The organism is Cyanothece sp. BG0011 (assembly GCF_003013815.1).
Taxonomy (GTDB): Bacteria; Cyanobacteriota; Cyanobacteriia; order Cyanobacteriales; family Microcystaceae; genus Crocosphaera.
In genome coordinates, this window is the sequence record NZ_PRLH01000068.1 from 1 (window position 1) to 23181 (window position 23181).

The window sequence follows — 23181 nt, forward strand, 5'->3', positions numbered from 1 at the left end:
AGAAGATTCTTTGCTTGAATAATATCTGCTATACATTAATTATTCTGCTGAGAACAATATCTCAAATATAGATCAAATCCCTACCGTGAACAAGCTTTTAAAAGGATTGGGGACTTTTTTCTTTTTTGCCTAATTTGACACAAACTTGTTACTCTGCTTTATCTCCAGAGATTTCCTTTAGTAAATCTTCATTAAGACATTCAGTCCGAATTAAACGCTCAAGCACCTCAGAGCGAGTCAAACGCATTTTTTCTGCTATTGCGTCTACTTTCTCCACTGCTGTCGGTGTCAACATCAGATTGACGCGCCTCTTTGATTCTCCCCACGCTCCCGCATCTACACGGTAATCCTTTAACATCGCTATTCCACTCATATACACATATCCTCATATTTATTATTACCTTTTTTTATTATACACATACTTACATACTTGATTATATACACACATATACACTAGAATTAAATCAGCAAAAAAAATAAGGAGAAACAGCTTAACTGCTCTCCCTATTCAACATAAATCTATTTCTATTATGCGACAAAACCAAGATTTCACGCCTATCGAGGGCTTAACGCAATGTGATACCTGTGTGGATTGCCCCATGTTCACCGATTTCCAAGACATCCGCAGTCGAGGATGGTGCAGTGCATTCGAGAAAGTCACCCGTACTTTCCATCCTCAAACCACCACTTGCCAACAGGCGATCGCTCGACACACCAAACAAGAACCTATCCAGGTTGCCATTACCCTCTGTACACATGAATTAGCCATTGATCCCGATGATGGCCGCAGTTATCCCAAAGAAGAACGAATTATCAGCTTTGCTGTGAGTGAAGTGAGCAAAAAAGCAGTATTAGAAGCTTTTGAACAGCATAAAAACCAATTTAAGGGCTTTTATATTCTGGATTATCATCAGTGTTTTCCCAACGCTGAATTTTAAACAGAAAACTAAATTAATTGACATTTCATTGATTCATTCATTAACGGACAAAAAACATGAGTCTTAAGGATTTCGATAACAGAAACATAGTTCTGAAAAATAAGTGGCTTGAACTGTCTTTTTGGACAGAAAATGATAGAGATTATTATCGATTGGGGTTTAAAAAAGTTAATTTTTATTTTCAAGTACATGAGCAACCCAAATTAGATATTCGTTATTGTTTTGAGCCAGGATTATATTTCATAGCCATTGAATTAATGTGGTTTAGTTTTTCCATCTTAATTAATCTTTAATCCACCCACTTAAAGGGGTTAACCCAACCCCTTTATTAGTTAAACACAACGAGGTTATTATGGACGGTTTTGACTTAGAAGTTTACGATATAATTGCGGAATCATTGATTCATGAAATATTTGAAAGAAAACCAAAACTTTACGCTCATTTCATGACCCAAAAGAACGATACAAAAATTATCGAAAGGATCTGTGAAGAATTACAGCAGTTTGCGACTTTATGAGGTACAGTAGCAACAATGAGCAAACCAATTTCTAATATCACATTCTGTGATCAAATCTAATCCAAAAGAGATTGCTTTTTCGAGAGTTTCACGGGAACGCGCAGCTACTTTTCGTAAATAAGCTTTAAGTTTAGACCAGCAATTTTCTATGGGATTAAAATCAGGAGAATAAGGAGATAAGTAAATTAAAGAAGCACCTACTGATTGTATTTTTTCTTGAACTCCCTTAACTTTGTGAGCCGGTAAATTATCCATTACTACACAAGCACCTGGCCAAAGTTGGGGTAGTAAAACTTTATCTAAAAAAACTTGAAAAGCTATACCATTTATTCCTCCTTCTAGAGTCATTCCTCCTATAAAACCTTTAAGAGCAATCGCTCCAATTAAACTTAAATGTTGTCCAGGGTAAAAAGGCTGTTGACTATAGGCACGAGTCCCTTGAAGAGAACGAGCATATCTACGAGCTAAAGCTAGATTGGCTCCCATTTCATCAATAAATACTAAATTTTCCATGTCAACTTTTTTGACTTGTTTCCAATAGTTAAATCGAAGACCCTGGACTCTTTCAGTTGTAGCTTGACTCGATTTGACTGTTTGTCTTGAGTGCGTCTTACATTCTGGGGACACCCCAGAATTACGCACTCGCTTTTTTTCGAGTCAGTTTTTTTCTTTGTAGAAAACGACAAATGTTACTAATAGATAGTTTAACCCCTGTTTCTAATTCAAGAGAGTTTTGTAATTCTTCTAAAGTGATATCATTATTATCAGCAACTAATTTCTCAACCACCTGTGTATGCTGTTCTAGTCTGGCAATAAATCCTTTTCCACTCTTACGAGGTTCTATCTCGTTGGTTTCGCGATATCGCTTCAATAATTTTTGAGTGAAGCTAAGACTAACTTTAAAGCGTTTAGCTAACTGTCTTTGTGAACCTTCTTGGTTTTGATAAGCTTCAATAATTTTCTGACGTAAATCAATAGAATAAGGTTTCATTGAAGGATTTATTAAAATTATTATGCTAATTTAAAATTGTACTACACTGAGTCGCAAACTGCTGTAACACCGAAAATTAATTATCTCTTCTCTATTTATTTGAAAAATAAACAGAGAAACGCTCAAATGATTCTTGATGGAGAGCTTGAAATTATCAAACACGAATGGAAAATAATTCAAAGAACACTCTCTGAAAAAAGTGAGCAGGGAGACATCTATTCTTTAATATGTTCAGACGGAAAAATGCGAATAGTACAATACCATCCAACTTTACGAGATCCTCTTTCTGGAAATGCTCTAGGAAAAATTTTGTTGGAAAGTTAACCATTATTGAAAAGGAGAAAAAAAATGTACTTTTTTGATTTCGATGACTGTTACGGTAATTATGTTTTTGAGTTCGAGCAAGGTGATTATCTTGTCTTTAGCTACAGTGATATTCTTGAAAAAAGTTACAGCTATTTTGTAGTCGATAAAGATTGTCGATGTGTTGAAGGGAGCAATACAATTACTGTTCCTTTTTCTGATAGAGATATTCCCATAGAATTAGAGGACAAAACCTTAAAACTTGCCACAAATAATGAAAGCTTTACAGCAACTCAAATTCTAACTCATCATCTTAATTAGAGGATAAATAATTATGGTGTTAATCATGAACAATCAACCACTTATTGATGCTATCGTCATTTGGAGAGGATTCGGCTATCCCCATAAGCCTAATAATCCTTGGGACTCAAAGTGCCGTTTAACTCCTGCTTCCTTCAACCGCGATCGCTACTTTTTGCAACGGAACCGTGAAAAGTCAGCTTTTTATGAGCTTAACAATTTATTCAATTATTAAGAAAAGTAACAAAACTTAAAATTTTCTCATTTTCAAGCTAAGCTTTTATATAACCAATTAGTTATATAGTTTAAATTGATAAATTACTCATTAGAAAAATGGAGTTGATTGATGGGCAATTTAGTAAACGAGCTTAAAAGAGACATTCAATACCGACATGGTATGAATGCTTGCCTTAACTGTGGTGTCTGTACGGCGGTTTGTCCGGCCGCAGAGGTGTATGAGTATTCCCCCAGAGAGGTGATGAACATTTGCCAAAGTGAAGATGAAGCATGGCTCATCAAGTTACTCAAGTCAGATAAAATCTGGTTTTGTGGGCAATGTTTTTCCTGTAAAACAAGGTGTCCTAGAAGCAACAGTCCTGCCACAGTAATTTTAGCCTTGCGTCGCCTTTCCGTCCGTCACGGTTACTTTGCTGAGTCAGAAAAAGGTAGACAGCAATTGTTTGCCAAGCGGATATTTGGGGAAAATATGCTCAAACGAGGCTATACCCTAGTGGCAGAAAATATCAGTCCCGAACATTTTCCCGAACTCGGAGAAAACTGGGAATATTATTACGAACACATGGCACAAATGCGGGAATGGTGGGACGTGCCAATGAACAAGCAAAATAGTGCAGGTTCTCACCGTGTGATTCCTGAAAAAGACATGGAAGAATTACGAGCAATTTATCAAAAAACGGGAGCAGTTGCCTTAATGGAGGCTGTAGAAAAAGGCATGGAGAAGAAACTCGGTAGCAAAGCTGAAGTTGAGAAGTTTTGGGAAAACTGGGTGGAAACAGCTGATAGCAGAAATTACGAAATCAAAGATAATTAAGCAAGAGAAACCATTATGAAAGTCGCCAGAGAAAATATCCTGTGGGAAAAACATCAAAAGCACATCCCAACCGTTGACGAACCAGGAGGAAATGTATGGGGATGCTTCCGCAGTTGCTTTCTGCAAAGTGCTGCCCCTTACACCGAAGGTATTGCCTATAAAATCTTAAAAAATGATTTAGGGATCGACTTGCGAGAAGCACCTGGTCATACTTCTTGTGGTGCTATTGGTTATCACGGAGACGTAACCAACCTAGAAACCCAAATGGTGGTAGCTGCGCGCAATTTTTCCGTGGCTCATTACGAACAGGGTGTTGATAATCTCTTCTCATTTTGTGTCACTTCCTTTGCTAATTATACCGAAGTCATTCAGCTTTGGGAAGAAGAACCAGAATTGCGAGACTATACCGCAAAAACCTTAAAAGAAACCACAGGCCGTGATTTTTGGGTTCCTCATGTGTCTGGGGGAAGACCCTCAGTGGTTCATGCGTCTGATGTCTTTTATGCCAACCGTCATAAATTAGCTGAAAAAGCCAAGTATAGTCTCAAAGGTATCAAAGCCGTCGATCATATTGGCTGTCATTATGGAAAAATCTTTCCAGGGGAAGCCATGGGAGGGGTCGAATTTCCCCAAGTCTTGGTAGGGTTACTCGAAGCGTTTGGGGCTGAAATTGTAGATTATCCCGAACGTCGGCATTGTTGCGGTATGGGTTTCCGCCAATGTGCGTTTCCCGAAAACAGAGACTATACGGCTAGTAGTACCTACAAAAAATTAGAAAGTCTTAAAGAAGCTCATCCTGACTGCAATTTGATGTTAACAAACTGTCCTGGTTGTACGGTCTTTTTAGATGCTGAACAGGGAACGATTAAAGAGGTTTTGGAAGAAGCGTTTAATGTGAGTGTTTTGGACTATGCACAATTGACAGGGTTAATGTTAGGGTATGACCCTTTTAAAGATTGTGGACTCAATGCCAAAGTGGTTGAAATTGAGCCTTTGTTAGATAAAATTGGCATTCCTTACGATAAATCTCAAACAGCAGAAGAACGGAGAAGACCTTTTTGACCTGAGTTCGGGGTGAGGAGTTGGATTATATATAACGAAATAACGGGGATTTAAGATAAGGATTGAAATAGCCTTTGAGCTTATCTTGAATTCACCTTTTTTAAGAGAAAAAAATCAGTGTAGTTGCTTGATTCAAAGATTGTAATTTCAAGGTTAAAATTATGAATAAAAAAGTGGTAATAATTGGTGCTGGTCCGGCAGGAATGGCAGCAGCCGGAAGACTACAAGATTTAGGAATTGATGTTGTTTTAATTGAAAAACAAGACAAACTAGGAGGACACTTAAATAAATACTATAAGGTATTTCCTGACTTTACCGATGCCTCAGAAATTATCAATAATTTACAGGTTAATTTAGGAAAGACCCGAATTTTAACTCAAACTACCGTTACAAAAATTAAAGGTTCTGCGCCTCATTTTACGGTCATTACCTCAACAGGAGAACAAATTGAAGCCTCAGCCATTCTCGTCGCCACTGGATTTAAACATTTTGATGCGTCTTTAAAAGAAGAGTATGGTTACGGAATTTATGATAATTGCATCAATGCCATAGAACTTGATGCCATGCTCAAAGCAGGAAAGGTAACCACTCGCACTGGAAAATCACCGAAAAAAGTCGGCATTATTCATTGTGTCGGTTCTCGTGATGAAAAGGTAAATAACAATTATTGTTCACGGGTTTGTTGCACCAATGCGGTGAAGATAGGCATTGAGATTAAAGAACAAAATCCCGATTGTGATATTTATTGCCTTTACATGGATATTCGGGTATTTGGTCGGGGATATGAGGAACTTTATCGCACCTCTCAAGAAGACTTTGGGGTGCAGTTTATTCGGGGTCGGCTTTCAGAAGCAGCCGAAAAAAATGATGGCAGTTTACTCTTGCGACTCGAAGATACTTTAACCGCTAAACCCATGCGCTTAACCGTTGATCTTTTGGTGTTAATGGTGGGGATGGAAGGGAACTCTGAGTTAGCAGACGTAGCTGGTTTAACTATTGGTTGCGATCGCTTTTACGCCACTTTCCACCCTCAATATGCTAATAACCATTCAACCCAAACGGGGATTTTTCTGGCAGGAACGGCAACCGGACCCAAAGCCATTATGGAATCAATTACCGACGGACGATCAGCCGCGGCAGAAATTGCCAGTTTTTTTACGAAAATTGCCTCTAAATCCAGCATTAATGGAAAATATGTCATTCCCATCACAGTATCAGTTAATTAAGGTAAAAAAACAGTGATAAAAAACCGAAAATTTGTCTTTGGGCTGAAAAGCGATCGCCAACTGGACGGCGATAAAATGAACTCTCAAGTGATGAAAAAAGTAATCGCTGAAGGGGGTAAAGGGGCGGCTATTACTGCTTGTATGCAGTGTGGTACTTGTAGCGGTGGCTGTACCAATATTGAGCGCATGGATATGTCCCCCAGAACCCTCATTTTAATGGTGCAACGGGGAGAATGGGAAAGGGTGCTTAAAAGTAACACCTTATGGATGTGTAGTTCTTGTTATATTTGTACCTCCCGATGTCCTCGCGGGGTACGTCCTACCGATGTCATCGAAGCGGTTAAGGCGATCGCCATACGAGAAGGCATTGAAAATGATTCCACTCGTTTTAACCAGATATTTGTGGAATTAGTGGAAAAACGAGGCATTTTATTTGAACCGGAATTAATGCAGCGATATGGCGGGTTAAAAGCCATGCTTGACCAAGCGGAATTAGGCATTAAATTAGCCCTCAAAGGCAAAATGTCCCCCTTTCCCGACACCATTAAAAACCCTAAACCCTTCCGTGACGCATTAGAAAAGGCAAAACAACAATGAAATATTCTTACTATCCTGGATGTAGTTTACATACCACCGCCAAAGAGTTTGATATCTCCACCAAAGTAGTGATGGAAGCTTTAGGTATTGAACTGCAAGAACTACAAGACTGGTCTTGTTGTGGCGGTTCCGTCGCTGCTGGTGTTGACCACGATGTCGGCATGGCGATGGCAGCAAGAAATGTGGCCCTTGCCCAAAAACAAAACCTTGATTTATTGGCCTCCTGTTCCGGTTGTTATAATAAATCGGCACGAGCAGCAAAAGCCTTACAAGATACCACCGAAAAAGAGAGGATTACGGCAATTCTGTCAGAAATGGGCATAAATGTCGCTGATTATAATATCCGAGTCAGAAATGTGGTGGATGTGTTAGCCAATGATGTGGATATTGCCCCACAAGTCAAAAAGCCGTTAACGGGATTAAAAGTGGCTTGTTATTACGGATGTCTTCTCACTCGTCCAGCAGATATCACAGGTTGGGACTCACCGATGTTTCCTACCACTATGGATCAATTATCAGCAATATGTAGCGCAGAAGTAGTAGATTTTCGGTCAAAAACCAAATGTTGTGGCGGGCCGATTTTAGTTTCTCAACCAGAGGTTGCCTTTGATCTGACGAAACAATTATTAGATGAAGCTCAATCTTTAGAGGCAGATTGTATCGTTTTGGCTTGTCCTTTGTGTGATACCAACCTAGAGTTACGTCAAGCGGATATTGAGAAAAAATATAACGTTTCTTATAACCTTCCTATTCTCTATATTACTGAAATTATTGGATTGGCTTTAGGCATTAGTCCGAGAAAGTTGGGGATGTATAAACATATTGTTTCCCCTCAACCAATTTTAACTAAATTGGGCTTGTAATTTATTTTCTGAGTGTTCACCAGAACTTGGAAAACCTTGATTAATTTAACTAAGGTAAAACTCCCAAATTAGAACTTCCCAAAACAAACCTAATCTCTTGGTTGATAAAAGGAGAGTTATTTTGCTTTGCGATTATCCCATTATTGGCTTCAGTGATGGCGAGAACGAATAAACTTTATTAATCATTTTTTTCTGTCAATGAAATTCTTCATTGATGCTTCGTTAGCTATCAAAGCTATAAAACAAAAACAATGAATAACAAGGAGAGTAATTTACTTTGTCTGTTTCTATACAAACATCTCACCTCGAACGAGAAAAGTCAATTTTATTAACTCATGATAATTCCGTATCTCACTATCAAATTGCCATCGTTGGTGGTGGAGCCGCAGGCATCACGACGGCAGCCCAACTTCTTAAGCAAAACTCCTGTCTTGATCTTGCAATCATTGAACCCAGTCAAAAGCACTACTATCAGCCAGGATGGACATTAGTGGGAGGAGGCATTGCACCTATCAACCAATTTGTTCGAGAGGAAAAAGATGTTATTCCTAAGAGAGCTAAATGGATTCAAGATTATGTCACCACCCTCGATCCTGAGCAAAACTGTTTGACATTAGCTCAAGGTCAAACTATCGCCTATGACTATCTGATTCTTTGTCCAGGCATCCAAATCGATTGGCATTTAATCAAAGGACTACCAGAGTCCTTAGGGAAGGGGGGAGTCACTAGCAACTATTCCAAAGACTATGCTTCTTACACTTGGGAAACGATTAAAAATTTCCAAGAGGGTACGGCGATTTTTACCTATCCGACTACTCCCATTAAGTGTGGCGGCGCACCGCAAAAAGTGATGTATATGGCAGATGAATATTTTAAGCGTGGCCTGGGGAAAAACCATCAAGTCATGTTTTGTTCGGCAGGGACAAAAATGTTTGGTGTTGCAGCTTACAATGCCACCTTAGAAGGGGTTGTAAAAAGGCGTGGCATTATTACCAAGTTTCAGCATAACCTCAAAGAAATCAAAGCAGATAGCAAAGAAGCTATTTTTGATGTCACCACTGACAAGGGAATAGAAGCGGTTAGCATTCACTATGACATGATTCATGTTGCTCCACCGATGAGTTCCCCTGATTTCATCAAGCAAAGCCCTCTCGCTAATGACCAAGGTTGGGTTGATGTGAACCCATATACCCTACAACACAATCGCTATCCTAATGTATTTGGCTTAGGAGATGCCTCTTCCCTCCCCACCTCTAAAACCGCTGCTGCCGCTCGCAAACAAGCCCCTGTCGTGGTGCAGAACTTACTTTCCAAGATGAATCGTCAGCCACTAATGGCTCAATACGACGGTTATACCTGTTGTCCGTTAATTACTGGCTATCGTTCAGCTATCATGGCAGAATTTGATTATGATGGCAATCCGACTCCATCCCTTCCCCTCGATCCCACAAAAGAACGTTATTCTATGTTTCTGGCTAAAGTTTATGCGCTCCCTTGGATTTACTGGCATCGGATGCTCAAAGGAGAAGGATTTGAAGCGGATATCTTTCAACCCATCAATCAGTTATTACAGACATTCGGCAATGATCTTAAAATTTAATTATCTATAATTATGTGGTGTTTCGAGGAAAGGTTGTCAACAATGGTGAGAACGACTAAACCAATAGGATTAACTTGTTGAAGCTTTTCAAGAATTTCGATTCTAACAGATCTTGTAGGTAGAAAAATTCCTTGTTTAGTTAAACTGCGTAGAGGAAGATTAATGGCTCCTCTGCCCCTTAACCGAGCAGTATTGGATCGCCTTGACCTTGACAAATTATTAAAATTCGTTGACCTCATTATATAACTTGTTGGTTATATAATATAATAAAGAAATAAAGTTTAATTGGTCTTTAGCAAACAACGAAAGACAAAAGACAAAGGATAAATTCAAACAGGTAATTTTTCAATGTGGTATCGAATTCGCGGATTTTTATCTCAGTCAGTTATAGCGATCGCCTTACTCTCGTCAATATTCATCGGGTTAAACGGCTTCACGACTCATCCTGCATTTGCCTCAATCCGCCAGATGGAAGAAGCACCAGGACAGGTATTGATTCAATCGCGACATACTCTATTTGATGATCGCGGTAATTCTTGGCAAGTCGTGTTGTTTAAACGCACCAAAGCAGGTGGTTCGAGTACGATCCATTTACGGTTAGTAGATTTTCCAGGATTAGCAGATTTTGCCCATCCTCAACCATTAACAATTACTACTGATCGGGGAGACTTATTGAAAGCTGAAGATGTGTTTGCCGAAAAAGCCCCTGCTTCTAATGTAGGTGAATTCGATCTGCAAAATATCCTCTCTCAATTACCTGTAACCACACTGAATCTCTCTTTGGCAATGAAAGGCAGTAGCTCGATCTCACTATCCATTCCTTCAGAAGTGGTTTTGGAATGGCAAAGTGTCGCTGTCAAAAGCTAGTAATTTTCTTGTAATTAGGAGAACCAGAAATGACAGTAAAAAAAAATCCCTATTTAGAACTACTAGAGATTCCCCCTGGATATCTCAACATCTTGGGTTATGTCGATGAGTCAGAAGTTAATGGTCCTGGATGTCGCGCTGTAGTCTGGGTGCAGGGATGCTTGCGAGAATGTCCTGGTTGTTTTAATCCTGATTCTTGGTCATTTGAAATCAATCAATTAATGGCAGTAGATACATTGGTTGAGAAAATTACCAGTAATCCTTGCAATGAAGGGGTTACTTTTTCGGGAGGAGAACCTTTTTGGCAAGCTTCGGCTTTAGCCGATTTAGCTCGTCAAGTTAAAGCTAGAGGACTTAATGTGATGTCCTTTACTGGATTTACCTTAGAGAAACTGCAATCTGAATATGCTCCTGCTGGTTCTCAGGATTTATTGGCTCAACTCGATATTTTAATTGATGGTGCTTATATTCAATCTCTTGCCATAAATTCTCCCGATTCTCCTGTTTCTTCGAGTAATCAGCGAGTTCATGTTTTTAATCGGGCATTACAAGACCGAATCACTTGGGCTAGCGACCACACCGAAATTCATGTTCTCAAAGATGGTAGTCGTATTGTTACGGGTTATCTGGGTCAAATGTCCTTGTCTGATTAAATTGTAGTTGCTGAAAATACCTATATGTGAGCAATAATGACTATTCAGCCCCTAAAACTTGTTAATCTCAATGAATCAGCTATTGAAGAATGTATTAACTGGTTGAGTTTTCATCGGATTTGGGGACGGTTGAGCCAGAAAGCACTCGAGGCGATCGCACGGTGTTTGCAAGTTTTCCGAGTCGAAGCCAATACGGAAATTTATCAACAGAAAACTAAAGCGTTAGGATTTTACTTGCTGAAATGGGGATCGGTAGAAATTTATCGCTCTTCTTTAGTAGGAAGAACCCATATTAATTACCGCAACGCAGGGGAAATTTTTGGCTGTGTCCCTTTACTAAACAGTGAAAAAACGGCTATTTATCCTGCCAGTGCCGTAGCATTGAGTAAAAGTGAGATTTGGTTTTTAGAGCGTGATCGCTTTTTAGAGCTTATCAATACCTATCCCGATTTTCAGGGAGCGATTAATTCTCTACTCGCTCAAGACTTAGCCTACTTTGCCCAACGTGCAGCCAAAGAACAAGAACGCATTCAAGGATTACAATCTTATATTCGCCCAATCCCAGTGGATGAGTCGGTGATTGGCAGCAGTAAAGCCAGTCAAAAATTAGCCCAGCAGGTTCGACAAACAGCAACAGATTTAAAACCAGTTATTCTACAAGCACCTCCTGGTAGTGGTAAAACCTTTGTGGCAGGTTTAATTCACGGTAATTCGGGATTGAAAAACCGCCCTTTTGCCGAAGTTGACTTGGCTAAATTACCCAAACAAGAAAACGGTCAGTTAAATACTGATGTTCTTTTTGGTGGAGGGGAATCCCAATTGAGTGTGATTGAATTACTAGAAAGGGGGACATTATTAATCGACAATGCTCACCTCTTAAATCAGTCCGAGCGCGATCGATTGAGTGCTTATTTTAAAACAGGGCGGATTATTGCCAATCAAGCACGGGGAGCAGTAACAAGAGAAGCTGACAGTTGGGTGCGTCTTATTTTTGCCAGCCCCCAGAAAATCTCTTTTCCCGCAATCGAAGCCTACCCAATTAAACTCTTTACCCTAGTCCAACGCAAACAGGATATTCCTGATTTTACCCGTTATTTCCTATCTAAATTTTGCCGTGAACGAGGGCGAACTCCTTTAGCAATAGACCAAGCGGATCTTCGTCGTTTGCTCAGTTACGACTATCCTGAAAATATTTCTGAACTCGCAGCCATTCTCAAACGAGCAGCGAGCATGACCCCTGCCGAACAAACAGTAATCCCCGAACAGGTACTCTGGTCAGTGGAATCGGCTAAAAATGCCTTTAGGATGGATTTGCTCAATCAATTGCCTTGGTTGCGTCGATTTCTACTGAGTAACTGGTGGCCACAACGTTTTTGGTTAGGGATGATGGCGGTTTTTATTCCCGTTACCATTATCGGTTTTATCGGTCCTCAAACTCGCGACTCTAGTATGACCCTCAATTTCTTTTGGGCGTGGTGGTGGCCGTTTTACCTTTTGCTGTTTCCTATTATCGGTCGGCTGTGGTGTGCGGTTTGTCCCTTTATGATTGCGGGAGAATGGATCAGAACTATCTCGTTGTGGATCTTGCCCCGTAAATTACGACCTTGGGATACCAAATGGTTGAATAAATGGGGTGCCTGGGTGCTGTGGGTTGGTTTTGTGGCTATTTATCTTTGGGAAAAATTGTGGGATCTCCCTCATACTGCCTATCTCTCCTCTTGGTTGTTAATTATCATTGCTGCGGGGGCGGTTCTTTGTAGCTTGATTTACGAGCGTCGTCTCTGGTGTCGCTATCTCTGCCCTATTGGCGGTATGAATGGGATGTTTGCCAAGTTGGCTGCCATTGAATTGCGCTCGACCCAACAAGTGTGCGGTAGTCAGTGTAGTAGTTTCGGCTGTTATAAAGGTGGAGAAGCAACAACCGTTAACTTTGCTAACGCTCTCCCCACTGAAGGACAAGTAACTGGTGGTTGTCCCCTTTACTCCCATCCAGCCCAGTTAACAGATAATCGCGATTGTGTTCTGTGCATGACTTGTCTCAAGGCTTGTCCCAATCGTTCGGTTCAGCTTAATTTTCGCTTTCCTGCTGCCGATATCCTAGAAAACCATCGCGGTTTTCCCGCCGAAGTCGCTTTGATGCTCTTGTTGTTTGGGGGAGTTTTCATGCACTATTCTGCCAAAATTCTCAGTTGGGTAGGTTGGGGAGATTTACCGATTGATTCCGAGCATTTACTTATTTCCCTACCAGTGGTTACGATTTTGCTGAGTATTCCTTTTGTAGCAACTTATCTCACTCATAAATTAACTCGCCTGTTCGACCCCCAACTGCCTGATTATCTTAAGGTCATCTATGCCTATCTGCCCATGACCTTGGGACTAAATCTTGCCTATTATATCCCTGCTGCCATTAGCGAAGCGGGAAAAATTTTACCAACGATCGCTCGTAGTTTTGGTTTTAGTGGTGCGGGTTTACCAACTCTAACTTGGAGTAGTGATGTTGCTGCTTTTTTGCAAGGTCTAACCTTATTAACGGTTTTTATTCTGAGCTTATTTCCCTTAAGTAAAATTACCCAGCGTCCTCTGAGTCGTAATCTGCCTCATATTGGCTTAATGGGTGGATTGACGATCTTGTTTTTCCAGCTCATGTTTTAGTAACTGCATAATTTGATTTTTAACTAATTTTAATCCATGCCTATTTACACTAATATCACTGAAATTATTGGTCGCACTCCCTTAATCAAGTTACCGAAACTATCTCAAAGCTCTGGCTGTGTTGCCGATCTGGTCTTGAAGTTAGAATGCTTTAATCTAGCTAAATCAGTTAAAGATCGCATTGCCATTAGCATGATCGATGAAGCCGAAAAAGTTGGCTTAATCGAACCTGGTGTATCTACAATTATTGAAGCAACGTCTGGTAACACTGGTATTGGTTTGGCAATGGTGTGTGCTGCTAAAGGCTATCGTTTAATCCTGACGATGCCTGAAAATATGAGTCAGGAAAGACAGTCAATTGTTAAAGCTTATGGGGCGCAAATAATTACTACTGCTGCTGAATTAGATATACCAGGTGCGATCGCCCGTGCCAATGAACTTATTGCCAGTATTCCTGGCGCTTTTTCTCCCCAACAATTTAGCAATCCAGCAAATCCTAAAATTCACTATGAAACGACAGGCCCAGAAATTTGGTTGGATACAGAAGGACAAATTGATGTTTTAGTGGTGGGAGTCGGGACTGGCGGTACTCTCACAGGTGCGGGTTGCTATCTCAAACAAAAAAAACCCTCTCTTAAAATTGTAGCAATTGAACCAGTTAAAAGTGCGGTGTTAAGCGGTAAATCTTCGGGAGTTCACGATCTTCAGGGTATTGGGGCTGGTTTTATTCCCGATGTGTTGCGGGTGGATTTAATTGATGAAATTATTCAGGTAACGGAAGAAAATGCCTATGAAATTGGCAGACGTTTAGCAAGGGAAGAAGGAATTCTCAGTGGGATTTCCACTGGCGCAGTAGTCGCTGGAGCGATAGAAGTGGCAAGACGACCCCAGTACCGCGATCGCCAGATCGTAGCCATTCAAGCTAGTGGTGGTGAAAGATATCTCAGTACCTCAATGTTTGCATTACCAGAAATAATCTCATTAGAGACGATTATTACAGGCTAACTTCTATTTTTGTGTTTTTTAAGGAATTTATCGCCTTATAGATCTTGAATCCGCCACTGAGGTTCTAAGTTTTATAGCCCCGATTAGATAGCGGTCCGCCCCTTCGGACAGCCAGGAAAACAAGTCTAATATCTTGATTGTTCTAACGCTTCACCAGCGGTTTTCCAACCCTCAAGACTGGGAGGAAAACCTCTAACATTATCGTATCCGAGCATTTGCAGAGCCATAACTCCCATTGCAGTTCGATAACCTGTAGAGCAATAAAGTATTACAGGACGATTTTTAGGAATGCGAACGAGATTATCGGTTAAACTGCGTAAAGGAAGATTAATGGCTCCTTTAATATGACCAGAAGCATATTCCTTTGGCTCTCGAACATCTATTAAGAGTGCTTGTTGTTCCTTGCTAAGAGCTTTAACTTGATTTATCTGTCTGACAGTGTAATAGTCGCGGGGGAGGGAACCCAAAAACTGCTGTATCCTAGTTAGATTGCGATCACTTAACGCCTCGACTTGATCGCCGGTTTGGGCAAGGTTACCAGCAGCAAAAGCAGGGGGGACTGCCAAAAAAGTCCCAAAATACAGCCAGATTCCCAACCATAAGGCCGCTACAAATTGTGTCATCTACTATTCTCCCTAAAAATCAGCTTACTGTTTCTGAAATGTCAACTATTTTGTCCCAATCGTTGCTGCCGATTCAGAACGAACTAGGGGGACTAAAATCTTGTTAAAAGCCATAATTTTTTGATTAGTAAAATTATCGAGGATCGTTAGACAGATACAGGCAAATTATCTAAATTCGGTCTAGCACCCTCTATCCTACGCAGATCGCGCCAGATTTGAGTGCCAGCTAAAGCTCCATCATCGACGGCGATCGCCACTTGAGTCTGAGCTGTAAATTTAGCCTTGATGGACAATTAAACGTTTAGAATCTTATTGCTCTATTGCTAGGTTTTTTTCTGGACATTGCCAGCAATATGAGGACTGACTAGGGGAATCGCTATTTTAAACTCGTAGTAATTAACTGTTTCTAGCCCAATCTGTGGCAGAATCTTCCAGATTTCGCGGTTTAGATGACAGTTATCAAACAAATTTTTCCAAACAGGATTGACCCCATCTTGAGCCTTCCGCGTCCAACTGCCACATTCTCCGGCAACGTGTTCGATAAAGACAAAGCTACCTCCTGGTTTGAGGATGCGTTTAATTTCTTGTAGACTAGCCTGTAAATCCGTAACGGAACAGAGAACGTGGGTACTGACCACAGTATCGATACTTTGATCTTCGACAGGTAAATCTTCTGCTGTTCCTGAAAGTAATTTGATGTTAGCCAGTCCTAGTTGCTGTGCTTCTCGTTCTAGATATGGGTGCATAAAGGGATTGGGTTCGACACCAATCCAAGAAATGTCTTCGGGGTAATAAGCAAGACTTGCTCCCGCACCAGGACCAATTTCTAAAACTTGATGCTGTAAATTGCCCAACAATGCCTTTTTGAGTTCTCCTAAGCTTTGATATTCAGGACAATCAATTAGTTTAATTCTATCGGCATCGGCATCATTAGCTTTCCCCATGCCCCAAGCAAATAGACGTTTTTGAAGGGTTGATAAATTCATAGTTTATAATTTTGAACCTCTTGAATTGAGACATCTTTCAAATGCTACTTTGTGATTGTTGTGACGTTCTCCCTCCGTTAACCGCTTGGGCGGTATAACGGGGGCTTCTAAAACAGAGATAACTGCATATACTCAGTTCCAGAAGTTTCCTGCTTCACAGGCTGTCCACTGACTAAGCCTCCACAGGCAGACGGGATGAGACCCACCCCATGTATTTGCAATGCCTTTTTTATAATATTAACTGCGGCGTTTTCATCCCTATCCATTGTCAAATTACATTTCGGACATTCATGTAATCTAACTGATAGTGTTTTCGGAACTTTATGACCACAGCTTGAGCAATTTACTGTCGTTCCATGAGGACTAACTTTGACAAACCAAACGCCGCGTTTTACCGCCACTGCTTCTAATTTTGTTAAGAAATTTCCCCAAGCGACATCTAAAATACTCTTAGCCAATTTAGTTTTAGCTAACCCTTTGATGTTTAAGTCTTCACAAGCAATAAAATCATAATTATTGACCAACCAATGTGCTGTTTTGTAGTGCCAGTCTTTTCGATATCTAGCAATTTTTTGATGAGTTAAAGCTATTCTTTTTTGTTGTTTCTCATAGTTTTTTGACCCTTTATTTTTTCTGGCTAATTTACGTTGTTGACGAGCTAAATGCTTTTGTCGATTGCGATAAATCTTTTTAACAGCAACTGTTTTTCCTTGACTGGTAGTCAAAAACTCTTTTAATCCTACATCAATTCCAACTGCTGATTTGATATTATCTATGGGAATAACATTCGGAATCGTCTCATCTTCTGCTGTAATACAGACATAGTATCCATCTGCTTTTTTAACGATTGTAGCTGTTTTAAGAATAAAACTTTCAGGAATCGGACGATGGATTACAACTGGTATAGCTCCCCATTTTTTTGTCCAAAGACAATTATTTTGAAACTTGATAACAGCTTTGGGATGATTAACTCTCGAAAAACTAAAAGACCTTAATTGACCAGCTTTTTTAAATCTAGGTCGCCCTCCTCTTTTACCTTTTTTATCTGGAACTAACCATCTTTTCCAGGCTTTTTCTAATCTTTGAAGATTCATCTGTTGAACTTCGCAGTAGATATTTTTGTAGTCAGGAAAGAGAGTTTTTGTCTGTTTTAAATCTGATTGTTGAGTGTAATAATTAACTTTTTCTGGTATTTCTCCTATGGTTTCACTAATTAAACTGCATCTATCAATAGCACATCGAGTCCGTCTTAACCAGTCCAAACGCTGACCTAGCGCATAGTTCCAGTGACGACGTAAAAGTTCTAACCACTGGTTTATACACTCTGCTTGCTTTTGATTAGGCTTGATTCGGTACTCAAATGTCAGTATCATAATACTATTATTGTAGCACTTATCGTTGTTAATGAACAATAGTTATAGTAAAGAAAATAGGTCAGTTTACTTACTTGCCGTACATATTGTCTTAGTGACTAAATATCGGAGAAAAGTCATTACCCCTGACATCCTATCTCGTCTGCAACGAATTTTCACAGATACTTGCAGTAAATGGGATTGTCGATTAGTAGAATTTAATGGTGAAACAGACCATGTTCATCTACTTGTTGAGTTTAATCCTAAAGTTCAACTTAGTAAATTTATTGCTAATTTAAAAACTGTTTCTTCTCGTTTAATCAGAAAAGATTTTTCAGATCATTTAACTCAATTTTATGGACAAAAACCTGTGTTCTGGACTGGTTCTTATTTTATTGCTACTTGCGGTGGTGTAACGATTGAACAACTTAAACAATATGTTGAAAAACAACAATCTCCTGTTTAAAAGGACTCCCTATGGTCGGTTTATTTTTTGGTCGGTAATTCCCCTCCCCCTAACATTCGTATAAGGGGAGACCCCTTACCGACATTTAAGTTGGGAAACATAACGCAGTTGGGCCAAGGTGTTTCTTAAGTCACTTTCTTGAACAAAATTCAGGAATTTATCATACATTTGCACATTAGCAATTTCTGCTTGTCTACCCATTTGACAGGCGATTTCCAAGGTTTCGGGAGCTTCCACCTTTCCCGCAAAAGAATCCTCTGGAATTGGCAAGCCATACCGCTTAAATAACCGACTCAATCGCTCTGCGTGCCGAGTTTCAGCATGAACAATGTTACTGAAAGGACGTATCTCGCCAAACTTATCTATTATTGCACTTATAAAAGGCACGGGCATGATACTCATCGTTAATCGCATCAATCATTGCCTGTTGGGTTTTGGCATCTAAACTGGTGTTGGTAGCTGCCTCTGCGGTCGAAGTTAAGGTAGTGCTGGACATTACGGCTAGACAAGCTCCTGCGGTTGCCCAATGGTTGGAATGTCGTTGTTTACAGTTTCTATTTCTATTTTTATGTCTCATGGTATTTCTCGAATAATAAGTGTATTTGCAAGTGATGAATGAGGGGAGAAGAGAGAGCAGAGTAAAAATGATAACCTCTCTCTTCTATCGTTATTACCTCGATTTCATTTGGACTGAAGTGCTTGCTATCTTAATCTTCTAGCTAATCGAAAGCATTTTTCTACTTATCACTAAAGGTTTTTCGCTAGAGCAACTTAGGAAAATGATGGGTATTGGGAGCGTACATTTCTTGAATTCCTAAGTTAGCGCGATTGAGTAAATCTGCATCGGTGTGAATTACTTGTCCTCTACTATCGAGAATGGATTGATTGAAATTAAACCCATTGAGATTGAAAGCCATCGTGCTAATTCCCAAGGCAGCAAACCAAATTCCTATGGTAGGTAATATTGCTAAGAGAAAATGGACCGAGCGACTATTGCGAAAAGCTAGTGAGGGAATGAGTAATCTGCCCAAATAGCCCACATGACCAGCCAATAAATTGTAGGTCACTTCCTTCTGAGCGAATTTATAGCCTTGATTAACAGATTCAAGTTCTGTGGTTTCTCGAATCAAGCTGGAAGTTACTAGAGAACCGTGCATGACACTTAAAAATGCGCCACCAAAAACTCCAGCTACCCCTAGCATATGAAATGGGTGCATTAAGACATTATGGTCGGCTTGTAGTGCCAGCATAAAGTTAAAAGTCCCGGTGATGCCTAAAGGCATTCCTGCTGAAAAGCTCCCTTGACCGATAGGATAAACCAACAAGACTGCTGTTACTGCTGCTGCTGGGGCAGAGAAAGCCACAGCGATCCAGGGACGCATTCCCAAACGATAAGATAATTCCCACAGTCTTCCCAAATAAGCCCAAACACTAATCAGAAAGTGCAAGATACAGCAGTTTGCGACTCAGTGTAGTACAATTTTAAATTAGCATAATAATTTTAATAAATCCTTCAATGAAACCTTATTCTATTGATTTACGTCAGAAAATTATTGAAGCTTATCAAAACCAAGAAGGTTCACAAAGACAGTTAGCTAAACGCTTTAAAGTTAGTCTTAGCTTCACTCAAAAATTATTGAAGCGATATCGCGAAACCAACGAGATAGAACCTCGTAAGAGTGGAAAAGGATTTATTGCCAGACTAGAACAGCATACACAGGTGGTTGAGAAATTAGTTGCTGATAATAATGATATCACTTTAGAAGAATTACAAAACTCTCTTGAATTAGAAACAGGGGTTAAACTATCTATTAGTAACATTTGTCGTTTTCTACAAAGAAAAAAACTGACTCGAAAAAAAGCGAGTGCGTAATTCTGGGGTGTCCCCAGAATGTAAGACGCACTCAAGACAAACAGTCAAATCGAGTCAAGCTACAACTGAAAGAGTCCAGGGTCTTCGATTTAACTATTGGAAACAAGTCAAAAAAGTTGACATGGAAAATTTAGTATTTATTGATGAAATGGGAGCCAATCTAGCTTTAGCTCGTAGATATGCTCGTTCTCTTCAAGGGACTCGTGCCTATAGTCAACAGCCTTTTTACCCTGGACAACATTTAAGTTTAATTGGAGCGATTGCTCTTAAAGGTTTTATAGGAGGAATGACTCTAGAAGGAGGAATAAATGGTATAGCTTTTCAAGTTTTTTTAGATAAAGTTTTACTACCCCAACTTTGGCCAGGTGCTTGTGTAGTAATGGATAATTTACCGGCTCACAAAGTTAAGGGAGTTCAAGAAAAAATACAATCAGTAGGTGCTTCTTTAATTTACTTATCTCCTTATTCTCCTGATTTTAATCCCATAGAAAATTGCTGGTCTAAACTTAAAGCTTATTTACGAAAAGTAGCTGCGCGTTCCCGTGAAACTCTCGAAAAAGCAATCTCTTTTGGATTAGATTTGATCACAGAATGTGATATTAGAAATTGGTTTGCTCATTGTTGCTACTGTACCTCATAAAGTCGCAAACTGCTGTAATTAGCTGGTAAGGACCGCCATTGTAAAGCCATTCTTCGATAGAATTAGCCGACCACAAGGGATAAAAATGTAGACCAATAGCAGCCGAAGTGGGAATAACCGCAGCAGTAGCAATATTATTTCCTCCTAACAGTGAACCAATGACTGGTTCTCTGATGCCATCAATGTCTACAGAGGGAGCAGCCACAAAGGCGATCGCAAAAACTATCGTAGCAACTAGCAGGGTGGGAATCATCAGCACGCTAAACCAGCCGAGATAGATGGGATTTTCAGTGCTGGTAATCCATCGGGCAAACCTTTCCCAAATTGAAAAAAGATCTAATTGGGAACGACGTTGAATTATGGTAGTCATAACAGACACTCCTAGTTAACATAATTACTAAACCCACCAGGGTTGTTTGCCTGTACGGGGGTCGGTTTCAGTCCAGGGAGAAATGCGAATATAATTGCCTTCTACTTGTACGTGAGCTAATTGCAAGGGAAGAGGCGCAGGACCTCGTAAGACTTTGCCTTGTGCATCGTAACGAGAACCGTGACAGGGGCATTGGAATTGATTGTCATTGCCATTCCAAGGGAAAGTACAGCCTAGATGGGTGCAATTATCGACAATTCCCCAAGGATGCAATGTTCCATCTTCTCTCACGGTGAGATAAGTAGGTTCTCCAGCTAACCCTGCAACTAAAGCGCGAGTTCCAGGTGGTTCTGCTAAAATTTGCTCAGCCGGAATAATATTCCCGTTAATGTCCTTAGCAATAATTGAACCATCTTCACCCACTTCTGAAGGTGGGATGAAAAATTTACCGACGGGATAAAGAGTTGCGCCAGCAGTAGCAGCAACGGCTGCACCAGTCAAAAAATTGAGTAGCTGCCTGCGGGACATTGATGGACTTTCTAAGGGAAGACTTCCTTCCATTGGTTCATACCTCCATATTGCTTATTAGATTTAACAAATAGCTAATAGCTAACAGCTTATTTAGTTTTGTTGAGGATTACGAGTATTAATGCCCAACAGGCCATAAAGCATACAAGAGCCAGCTAGAGCAGTAATTGCCAAGACAGCAGCAGCAATAGTTAAACCAATACCTAAAGCTGAACCACTATAAATTATCAACCCGAAATAAGCAAAAGCAGTGGCTAAAAGAAGGCGAATGATGCGATCTACTGTTCCTACATTGTTAAACATGGTTATTTTCTCCTTAAAATTAAACTATTTTTCTTTGCAGATATCTAACTAACTTTGAACAACAAAATCAGGCGAAACCAAACGTTCCATTGCTGCCTGCATCTTTTGGCTGGCATTGAGAGCAATTTCTTTGGCTTTGGGACGTTGTTGTGATGAAGAAGTTTATACGACCTAGTTTTGATTATATAACTATTTAGTCATTTAGTCAAATAATGGGAACATTTCATCGATACCAGTACGTACAGGTCAAGCGATCGCCAGTGACGAGGGGAGAGCCAATACTGCTCGGGTAAAAAATTGTCTCTAGTTCTCGCGACTTGGCAAAAATTGTTGGTCGAGCTCATTTCACTTTTACTACCTCCAAAACACGGCCATTAGCGATTGCCTGAATTTCTCCTTCAGCTAAGGGAATCCAGTTTTCCTTAGTCAAGGGAACGCTCGCCACTAATAATACTTCTTGTTTGTCGTCTCCCAAATTGAGGACACTCCAGAGCTGAATAACATCTGTTGGAGTTGATAGCTGGACTTGTAAAGGCTGATTAGTGGAGTAAGAGCAAGGAATCTGTAATTCCTGAAGGCGTTTGGCAACAAACCAGCGATCGCCCCCATTAACTGTGACAAATTGACTCGATTCTAAAGGAAAGTTATTTGAATTCATTGATGCGGACAAATAAATAAGATTGTCATGGTTTCCTTACTTGGCCTAACAAATAATTGAAAAATTTTATTAATAGAAGAGAAAAGTTTTCGGAGGGCTTGTCCCCCGAAAAAGAATATTCTGCTCTCTAGTCAGTTCGGTAAGTTCTCAGATCAGGTGTGAGTTAACACTCGATCGAACAGAGCAAACCAACCTATAATAATTGCTCCTAATAAAGTAAATTCAACCACTAAAGCCAATCGAAGATTCAATGTTCCCAGAAAATAAGTCAATCCAGACAAACAAAGAAATAAAAGCGGTAAACCGATTAACAATTCACAAACTTGACGGGTTTTCATCTTTCAAACACCTCCCGCTAGGTTATTGTCAAGGAGGAGGATGCTATTTTTCTGGATGGGATTTGAAGAAATATCACACTCTCCCCATCTTTATTATCGCTCTCTCTATTGCTTCTGTATCTCAATAAAGATTTATTGAAAGAAAAATTATAAAGAGTTATTTCTCAAGGGAAAAGATCGTTGAAAATAATGACTATCATTGTATGAGAAGTCGATGGCTGATGGCTTGATCTTCTTGGGTTGGGAGAGTTGTAACAATCTGGCTGAGGGAGGAAGGGGGTACAGATGGTCAATTGGGGGTATGTCTTCATGGTGACACTATGGGTAGGAAGCTTATCCCTAAGCGGGTGTAGCCAAGGTCAGACCCCGACCTCAACGGACAAGAAACTTCAAATCATCGTTAGTATCTTGCCACAGAA

General features: G+C 40.1%; 32 protein-coding genes and 2 pseudogenes. 19 read left to right on the forward strand and 15 right to left on the reverse strand.

Annotation, left to right across the window (positions count from 1 at the left end; all coding sequences use genetic code 11):
- Positions 1 to 148: 148 nt before the first annotated feature.
- On the reverse strand, positions 149 to 295 hold the full coding sequence (locus tag C4E06_RS09660) for a ribbon-helix-helix protein, CopG family (RefSeq protein ID WP_198648484.1): 147 nt from the start codon (positions 293 to 295) through the stop codon (positions 149 to 151).
- Positions 296 to 530: 235 nt separating this feature from the next.
- Between C4E06_RS09660 and C4E06_RS09665 the strand changes: the two genes are divergently transcribed.
- From C4E06_RS09665 to C4E06_RS28695, 3 genes are read left to right on the forward strand one after another with little or no spacing between them, the layout of a single operon-like run.
- On the forward strand, positions 531 to 938 hold the full coding sequence (locus C4E06_RS09665; RefSeq protein WP_198648486.1) for a hypothetical protein: 408 nt from the start codon (positions 531 to 533) through the stop codon (positions 936 to 938).
- A gap of 56 nt (positions 939 to 994) precedes the next feature.
- On the forward strand, positions 995 to 1231 hold the full coding sequence (locus tag C4E06_RS27765; protein ID WP_107667887.1) for a hypothetical protein: 237 nt from the start codon (positions 995 to 997) through the stop codon (positions 1229 to 1231).
- 59 nt (positions 1232 to 1290) lie between these two features.
- Positions 1291 to 1455: a hypothetical protein gene (locus C4E06_RS28695; protein ID WP_232826205.1), complete on the forward strand. Its 165-nt coding sequence runs from the start codon at positions 1291 to 1293 to the stop codon at positions 1453 to 1455.
- On the opposite strand, the gene C4E06_RS09675 is transcribed toward C4E06_RS28695, so the two are convergent.
- A complete protein-coding gene (locus tag C4E06_RS09675) occupies positions 1450 to 2097 on the reverse strand; it encodes an IS630 family transposase (RefSeq protein WP_107667888.1) in 648 nt (215 codons plus the stop codon). The two genes, C4E06_RS28695 and C4E06_RS09675, sit on opposite strands and share 6 nt — an antisense overlap.
- On the reverse strand, positions 2090 to 2446 hold the full coding sequence (locus C4E06_RS09680; protein WP_107667889.1) for a helix-turn-helix domain-containing protein: 357 nt from the start codon (positions 2444 to 2446) through the stop codon (positions 2090 to 2092). The genes C4E06_RS09675 and C4E06_RS09680 overlap by 8 nt, the downstream gene beginning before the upstream one ends.
- A 36-nt stretch (positions 2447 to 2482) precedes the next feature.
- Between C4E06_RS09680 and C4E06_RS09685 the strand changes: the two genes are divergently transcribed.
- From C4E06_RS09685 to cysK, 13 genes are all read left to right on the forward strand, one after another.
- Positions 2483 to 2770 (forward strand): hypothetical protein, encoded by a 288-nt coding sequence (locus C4E06_RS09685; protein WP_107667890.1) that lies wholly within the window; start codon positions 2483 to 2485, stop codon positions 2768 to 2770.
- A 24-nt stretch (positions 2771 to 2794) separates the two neighbouring features.
- Positions 2795 to 3070, forward strand: coding sequence for a hypothetical protein (locus C4E06_RS09690; RefSeq protein ID WP_107667891.1), 276 nt, complete (start codon positions 2795 to 2797; stop codon positions 3068 to 3070).
- A gap of 25 nt (positions 3071 to 3095) precedes the next feature.
- Complete coding sequence (locus C4E06_RS27310; RefSeq protein ID WP_157951136.1) at positions 3096 to 3284, forward strand: hypothetical protein; 189 nt, start codon at positions 3096 to 3098, stop codon at positions 3282 to 3284.
- 111 nt (positions 3285 to 3395) lie between these two features.
- On the forward strand, positions 3396 to 4100 hold the full coding sequence (locus tag C4E06_RS09695; protein ID WP_107667892.1) for a 4Fe-4S dicluster domain-containing protein: 705 nt from the start codon (positions 3396 to 3398) through the stop codon (positions 4098 to 4100).
- A gap of 15 nt (positions 4101 to 4115) precedes the next feature.
- A complete protein-coding gene (locus C4E06_RS09700; protein WP_107667893.1) occupies positions 4116 to 5162 on the forward strand; it encodes a CoB--CoM heterodisulfide reductase iron-sulfur subunit B family protein in 1047 nt (348 codons plus the stop codon).
- Positions 5163 to 5323: 161 nt separating this feature from the next.
- Positions 5324 to 6388: an FAD-dependent oxidoreductase gene (locus C4E06_RS09705; RefSeq protein ID WP_107667894.1), complete on the forward strand. Its 1065-nt coding sequence runs from the start codon at positions 5324 to 5326 to the stop codon at positions 6386 to 6388.
- 75 nt (positions 6389 to 6463) lie between these two features.
- The gene (locus tag C4E06_RS09710) at positions 6464 to 6985 is read left to right on the forward strand and encodes a 4Fe-4S dicluster domain-containing protein (RefSeq protein WP_198648493.1); all 522 of its coding nucleotides are present in this window, start codon (positions 6464 to 6466) and stop codon (positions 6983 to 6985) included.
- Positions 6982 to 7848, forward strand: a complete 867-nt coding sequence (locus C4E06_RS09715) for a CoB--CoM heterodisulfide reductase iron-sulfur subunit B family protein (protein WP_107667895.1) — start codon at positions 6982 to 6984, stop codon at positions 7846 to 7848. The genes C4E06_RS09710 and C4E06_RS09715 overlap by 4 nt, the downstream gene beginning before the upstream one ends.
- Positions 7849 to 8170: 322 nt before the next feature.
- Positions 8171 to 9448 carry an FAD/NAD(P)-binding oxidoreductase gene (locus tag C4E06_RS09720; protein WP_232826209.1) on the forward strand — a complete coding sequence of 426 codons (1278 nt, stop codon included), beginning with the start codon at positions 8171 to 8173 and terminating at the stop codon, positions 9446 to 9448.
- A 417-nt stretch (positions 9449 to 9865) separates the two neighbouring features.
- A complete protein-coding gene (locus C4E06_RS09725) occupies positions 9866 to 10315 on the forward strand; it encodes a DUF3122 domain-containing protein (RefSeq protein ID WP_255412140.1) in 450 nt (149 codons plus the stop codon).
- 29 nt (positions 10316 to 10344) lie between these two features.
- Positions 10345 to 10968 carry a 4Fe-4S single cluster domain-containing protein gene (locus C4E06_RS09730; RefSeq protein ID WP_107667897.1) on the forward strand — a complete coding sequence of 208 codons (624 nt, stop codon included), beginning with the start codon at positions 10345 to 10347 and terminating at the stop codon, positions 10966 to 10968.
- Positions 10969 to 11004: 36 nt separating this feature from the next.
- Entirely contained in the window at positions 11005 to 13620 is a 2616-nt protein-coding gene (locus C4E06_RS09735; protein WP_107667898.1) for a cyclic nucleotide-binding domain-containing protein, read from the forward strand.
- 36 nt (positions 13621 to 13656) lie between these two features.
- Positions 13657 to 14625, forward strand: coding sequence for a cysteine synthase A (gene cysK / locus C4E06_RS09740; protein ID WP_107667899.1), 969 nt, complete (start codon positions 13657 to 13659; stop codon positions 14623 to 14625).
- 125 nt (positions 14626 to 14750) lie between these two features.
- Here the strand turns inward: cysK and C4E06_RS09745 are convergent, their stop codons facing one another.
- From C4E06_RS09745 to C4E06_RS09760, 4 genes are all read right to left on the reverse strand, one after another.
- Complete coding sequence (locus tag C4E06_RS09745) at positions 14751 to 15248, reverse strand: rhodanese-like domain-containing protein (RefSeq protein ID WP_107667900.1); 498 nt, start codon at positions 15246 to 15248, stop codon at positions 14751 to 14753.
- 146 nt (positions 15249 to 15394) lie between these two features.
- A complete protein-coding gene (locus tag C4E06_RS09750) occupies positions 15395 to 15541 on the reverse strand; it encodes a hypothetical protein (RefSeq protein WP_198648488.1) in 147 nt (48 codons plus the stop codon).
- 30 nt (positions 15542 to 15571) lie between these two features.
- Positions 15572 to 16234: a class I SAM-dependent methyltransferase gene (locus C4E06_RS09755; RefSeq protein WP_107667901.1), complete on the reverse strand. Its 663-nt coding sequence runs from the start codon at positions 16232 to 16234 to the stop codon at positions 15572 to 15574.
- Between the two features lie 107 nt (positions 16235 to 16341).
- Positions 16342 to 17607, reverse strand: a complete 1266-nt coding sequence (locus tag C4E06_RS09760) for an RNA-guided endonuclease TnpB family protein (RefSeq protein WP_107666572.1) — start codon at positions 17605 to 17607, stop codon at positions 16342 to 16344.
- A gap of 31 nt (positions 17608 to 17638) precedes the next feature.
- Here C4E06_RS09760 and tnpA point away from each other — a divergent pair, with 31 nt between their 5' ends.
- The gene (tnpA, locus tag C4E06_RS09765) at positions 17639 to 18052 is read left to right on the forward strand and encodes an IS200/IS605 family transposase (protein WP_107666573.1); all 414 of its coding nucleotides are present in this window, start codon (positions 17639 to 17641) and stop codon (positions 18050 to 18052) included.
- A gap of 75 nt (positions 18053 to 18127) precedes the next feature.
- Here the strand turns inward: tnpA and C4E06_RS27770 are convergent, their stop codons facing one another.
- From C4E06_RS27770 to C4E06_RS09775, 3 genes and pseudogenes are all read right to left on the reverse strand, one after another.
- Entirely contained in the window at positions 18128 to 18439 is a 312-nt protein-coding gene (locus tag C4E06_RS27770; protein WP_198648489.1) for a hypothetical protein, read from the reverse strand.
- Positions 18411 to 18629: a hypothetical protein gene (locus C4E06_RS27775; RefSeq protein WP_198648490.1), complete on the reverse strand. Its 219-nt coding sequence runs from the start codon at positions 18627 to 18629 to the stop codon at positions 18411 to 18413. The genes C4E06_RS27770 and C4E06_RS27775 overlap by 29 nt, the downstream gene beginning before the upstream one ends.
- A 184-nt stretch (positions 18630 to 18813) precedes the next feature.
- Positions 18814 to 19503 (reverse strand): annotated as a pseudogene (locus tag C4E06_RS09775) (Photosystem Q(B) protein 1); the annotation flags it as partial.
- 65 nt (positions 19504 to 19568) lie between these two features.
- Here C4E06_RS09775 and C4E06_RS09780 point away from each other — a divergent pair.
- Positions 19569 to 19925 (forward strand): helix-turn-helix domain-containing protein, encoded by a 357-nt coding sequence (locus tag C4E06_RS09780; RefSeq protein WP_107667889.1) that lies wholly within the window; start codon positions 19569 to 19571, stop codon positions 19923 to 19925.
- Between the two features lie 7 nt (positions 19926 to 19932).
- The gene (locus C4E06_RS09785) at positions 19933 to 20565 is read left to right on the forward strand and encodes an IS630 family transposase (protein WP_232826208.1); all 633 of its coding nucleotides are present in this window, start codon (positions 19933 to 19935) and stop codon (positions 20563 to 20565) included.
- A gap of 16 nt (positions 20566 to 20581) precedes the next feature.
- Here the strand turns inward: C4E06_RS09785 and C4E06_RS09790 are convergent.
- From C4E06_RS09790 to C4E06_RS09810, 5 genes and pseudogenes are all read right to left on the reverse strand, one after another.
- A pseudogene (locus C4E06_RS09790) lies at positions 20582 to 20935 on the reverse strand (Photosystem Q(B) protein 1); the annotation flags it as partial.
- Between the two features lie 27 nt (positions 20936 to 20962).
- Complete coding sequence (gene petC, locus C4E06_RS09795) at positions 20963 to 21496, reverse strand: cytochrome b6-f complex iron-sulfur subunit (protein ID WP_107667902.1); 534 nt, start codon at positions 21494 to 21496, stop codon at positions 20963 to 20965.
- A 60-nt stretch (positions 21497 to 21556) separates the two neighbouring features.
- Positions 21557 to 21766, reverse strand: coding sequence for a DUF2892 domain-containing protein (locus tag C4E06_RS09800; RefSeq protein ID WP_107667903.1), 210 nt, complete (start codon positions 21764 to 21766; stop codon positions 21557 to 21559).
- Positions 21767 to 22106: 340 nt separating this feature from the next.
- Entirely contained in the window at positions 22107 to 22424 is a 318-nt protein-coding gene (locus C4E06_RS09805) for an Asr1405/Asl0597 family protein (RefSeq protein WP_198648492.1), read from the reverse strand.
- 152 nt (positions 22425 to 22576) lie between these two features.
- Positions 22577 to 22762 (reverse strand): hypothetical protein, encoded by a 186-nt coding sequence (locus C4E06_RS09810; protein WP_107667904.1) that lies wholly within the window; start codon positions 22760 to 22762, stop codon positions 22577 to 22579.
- Positions 22763 to 23181: the final 419 nt, after the last annotated feature.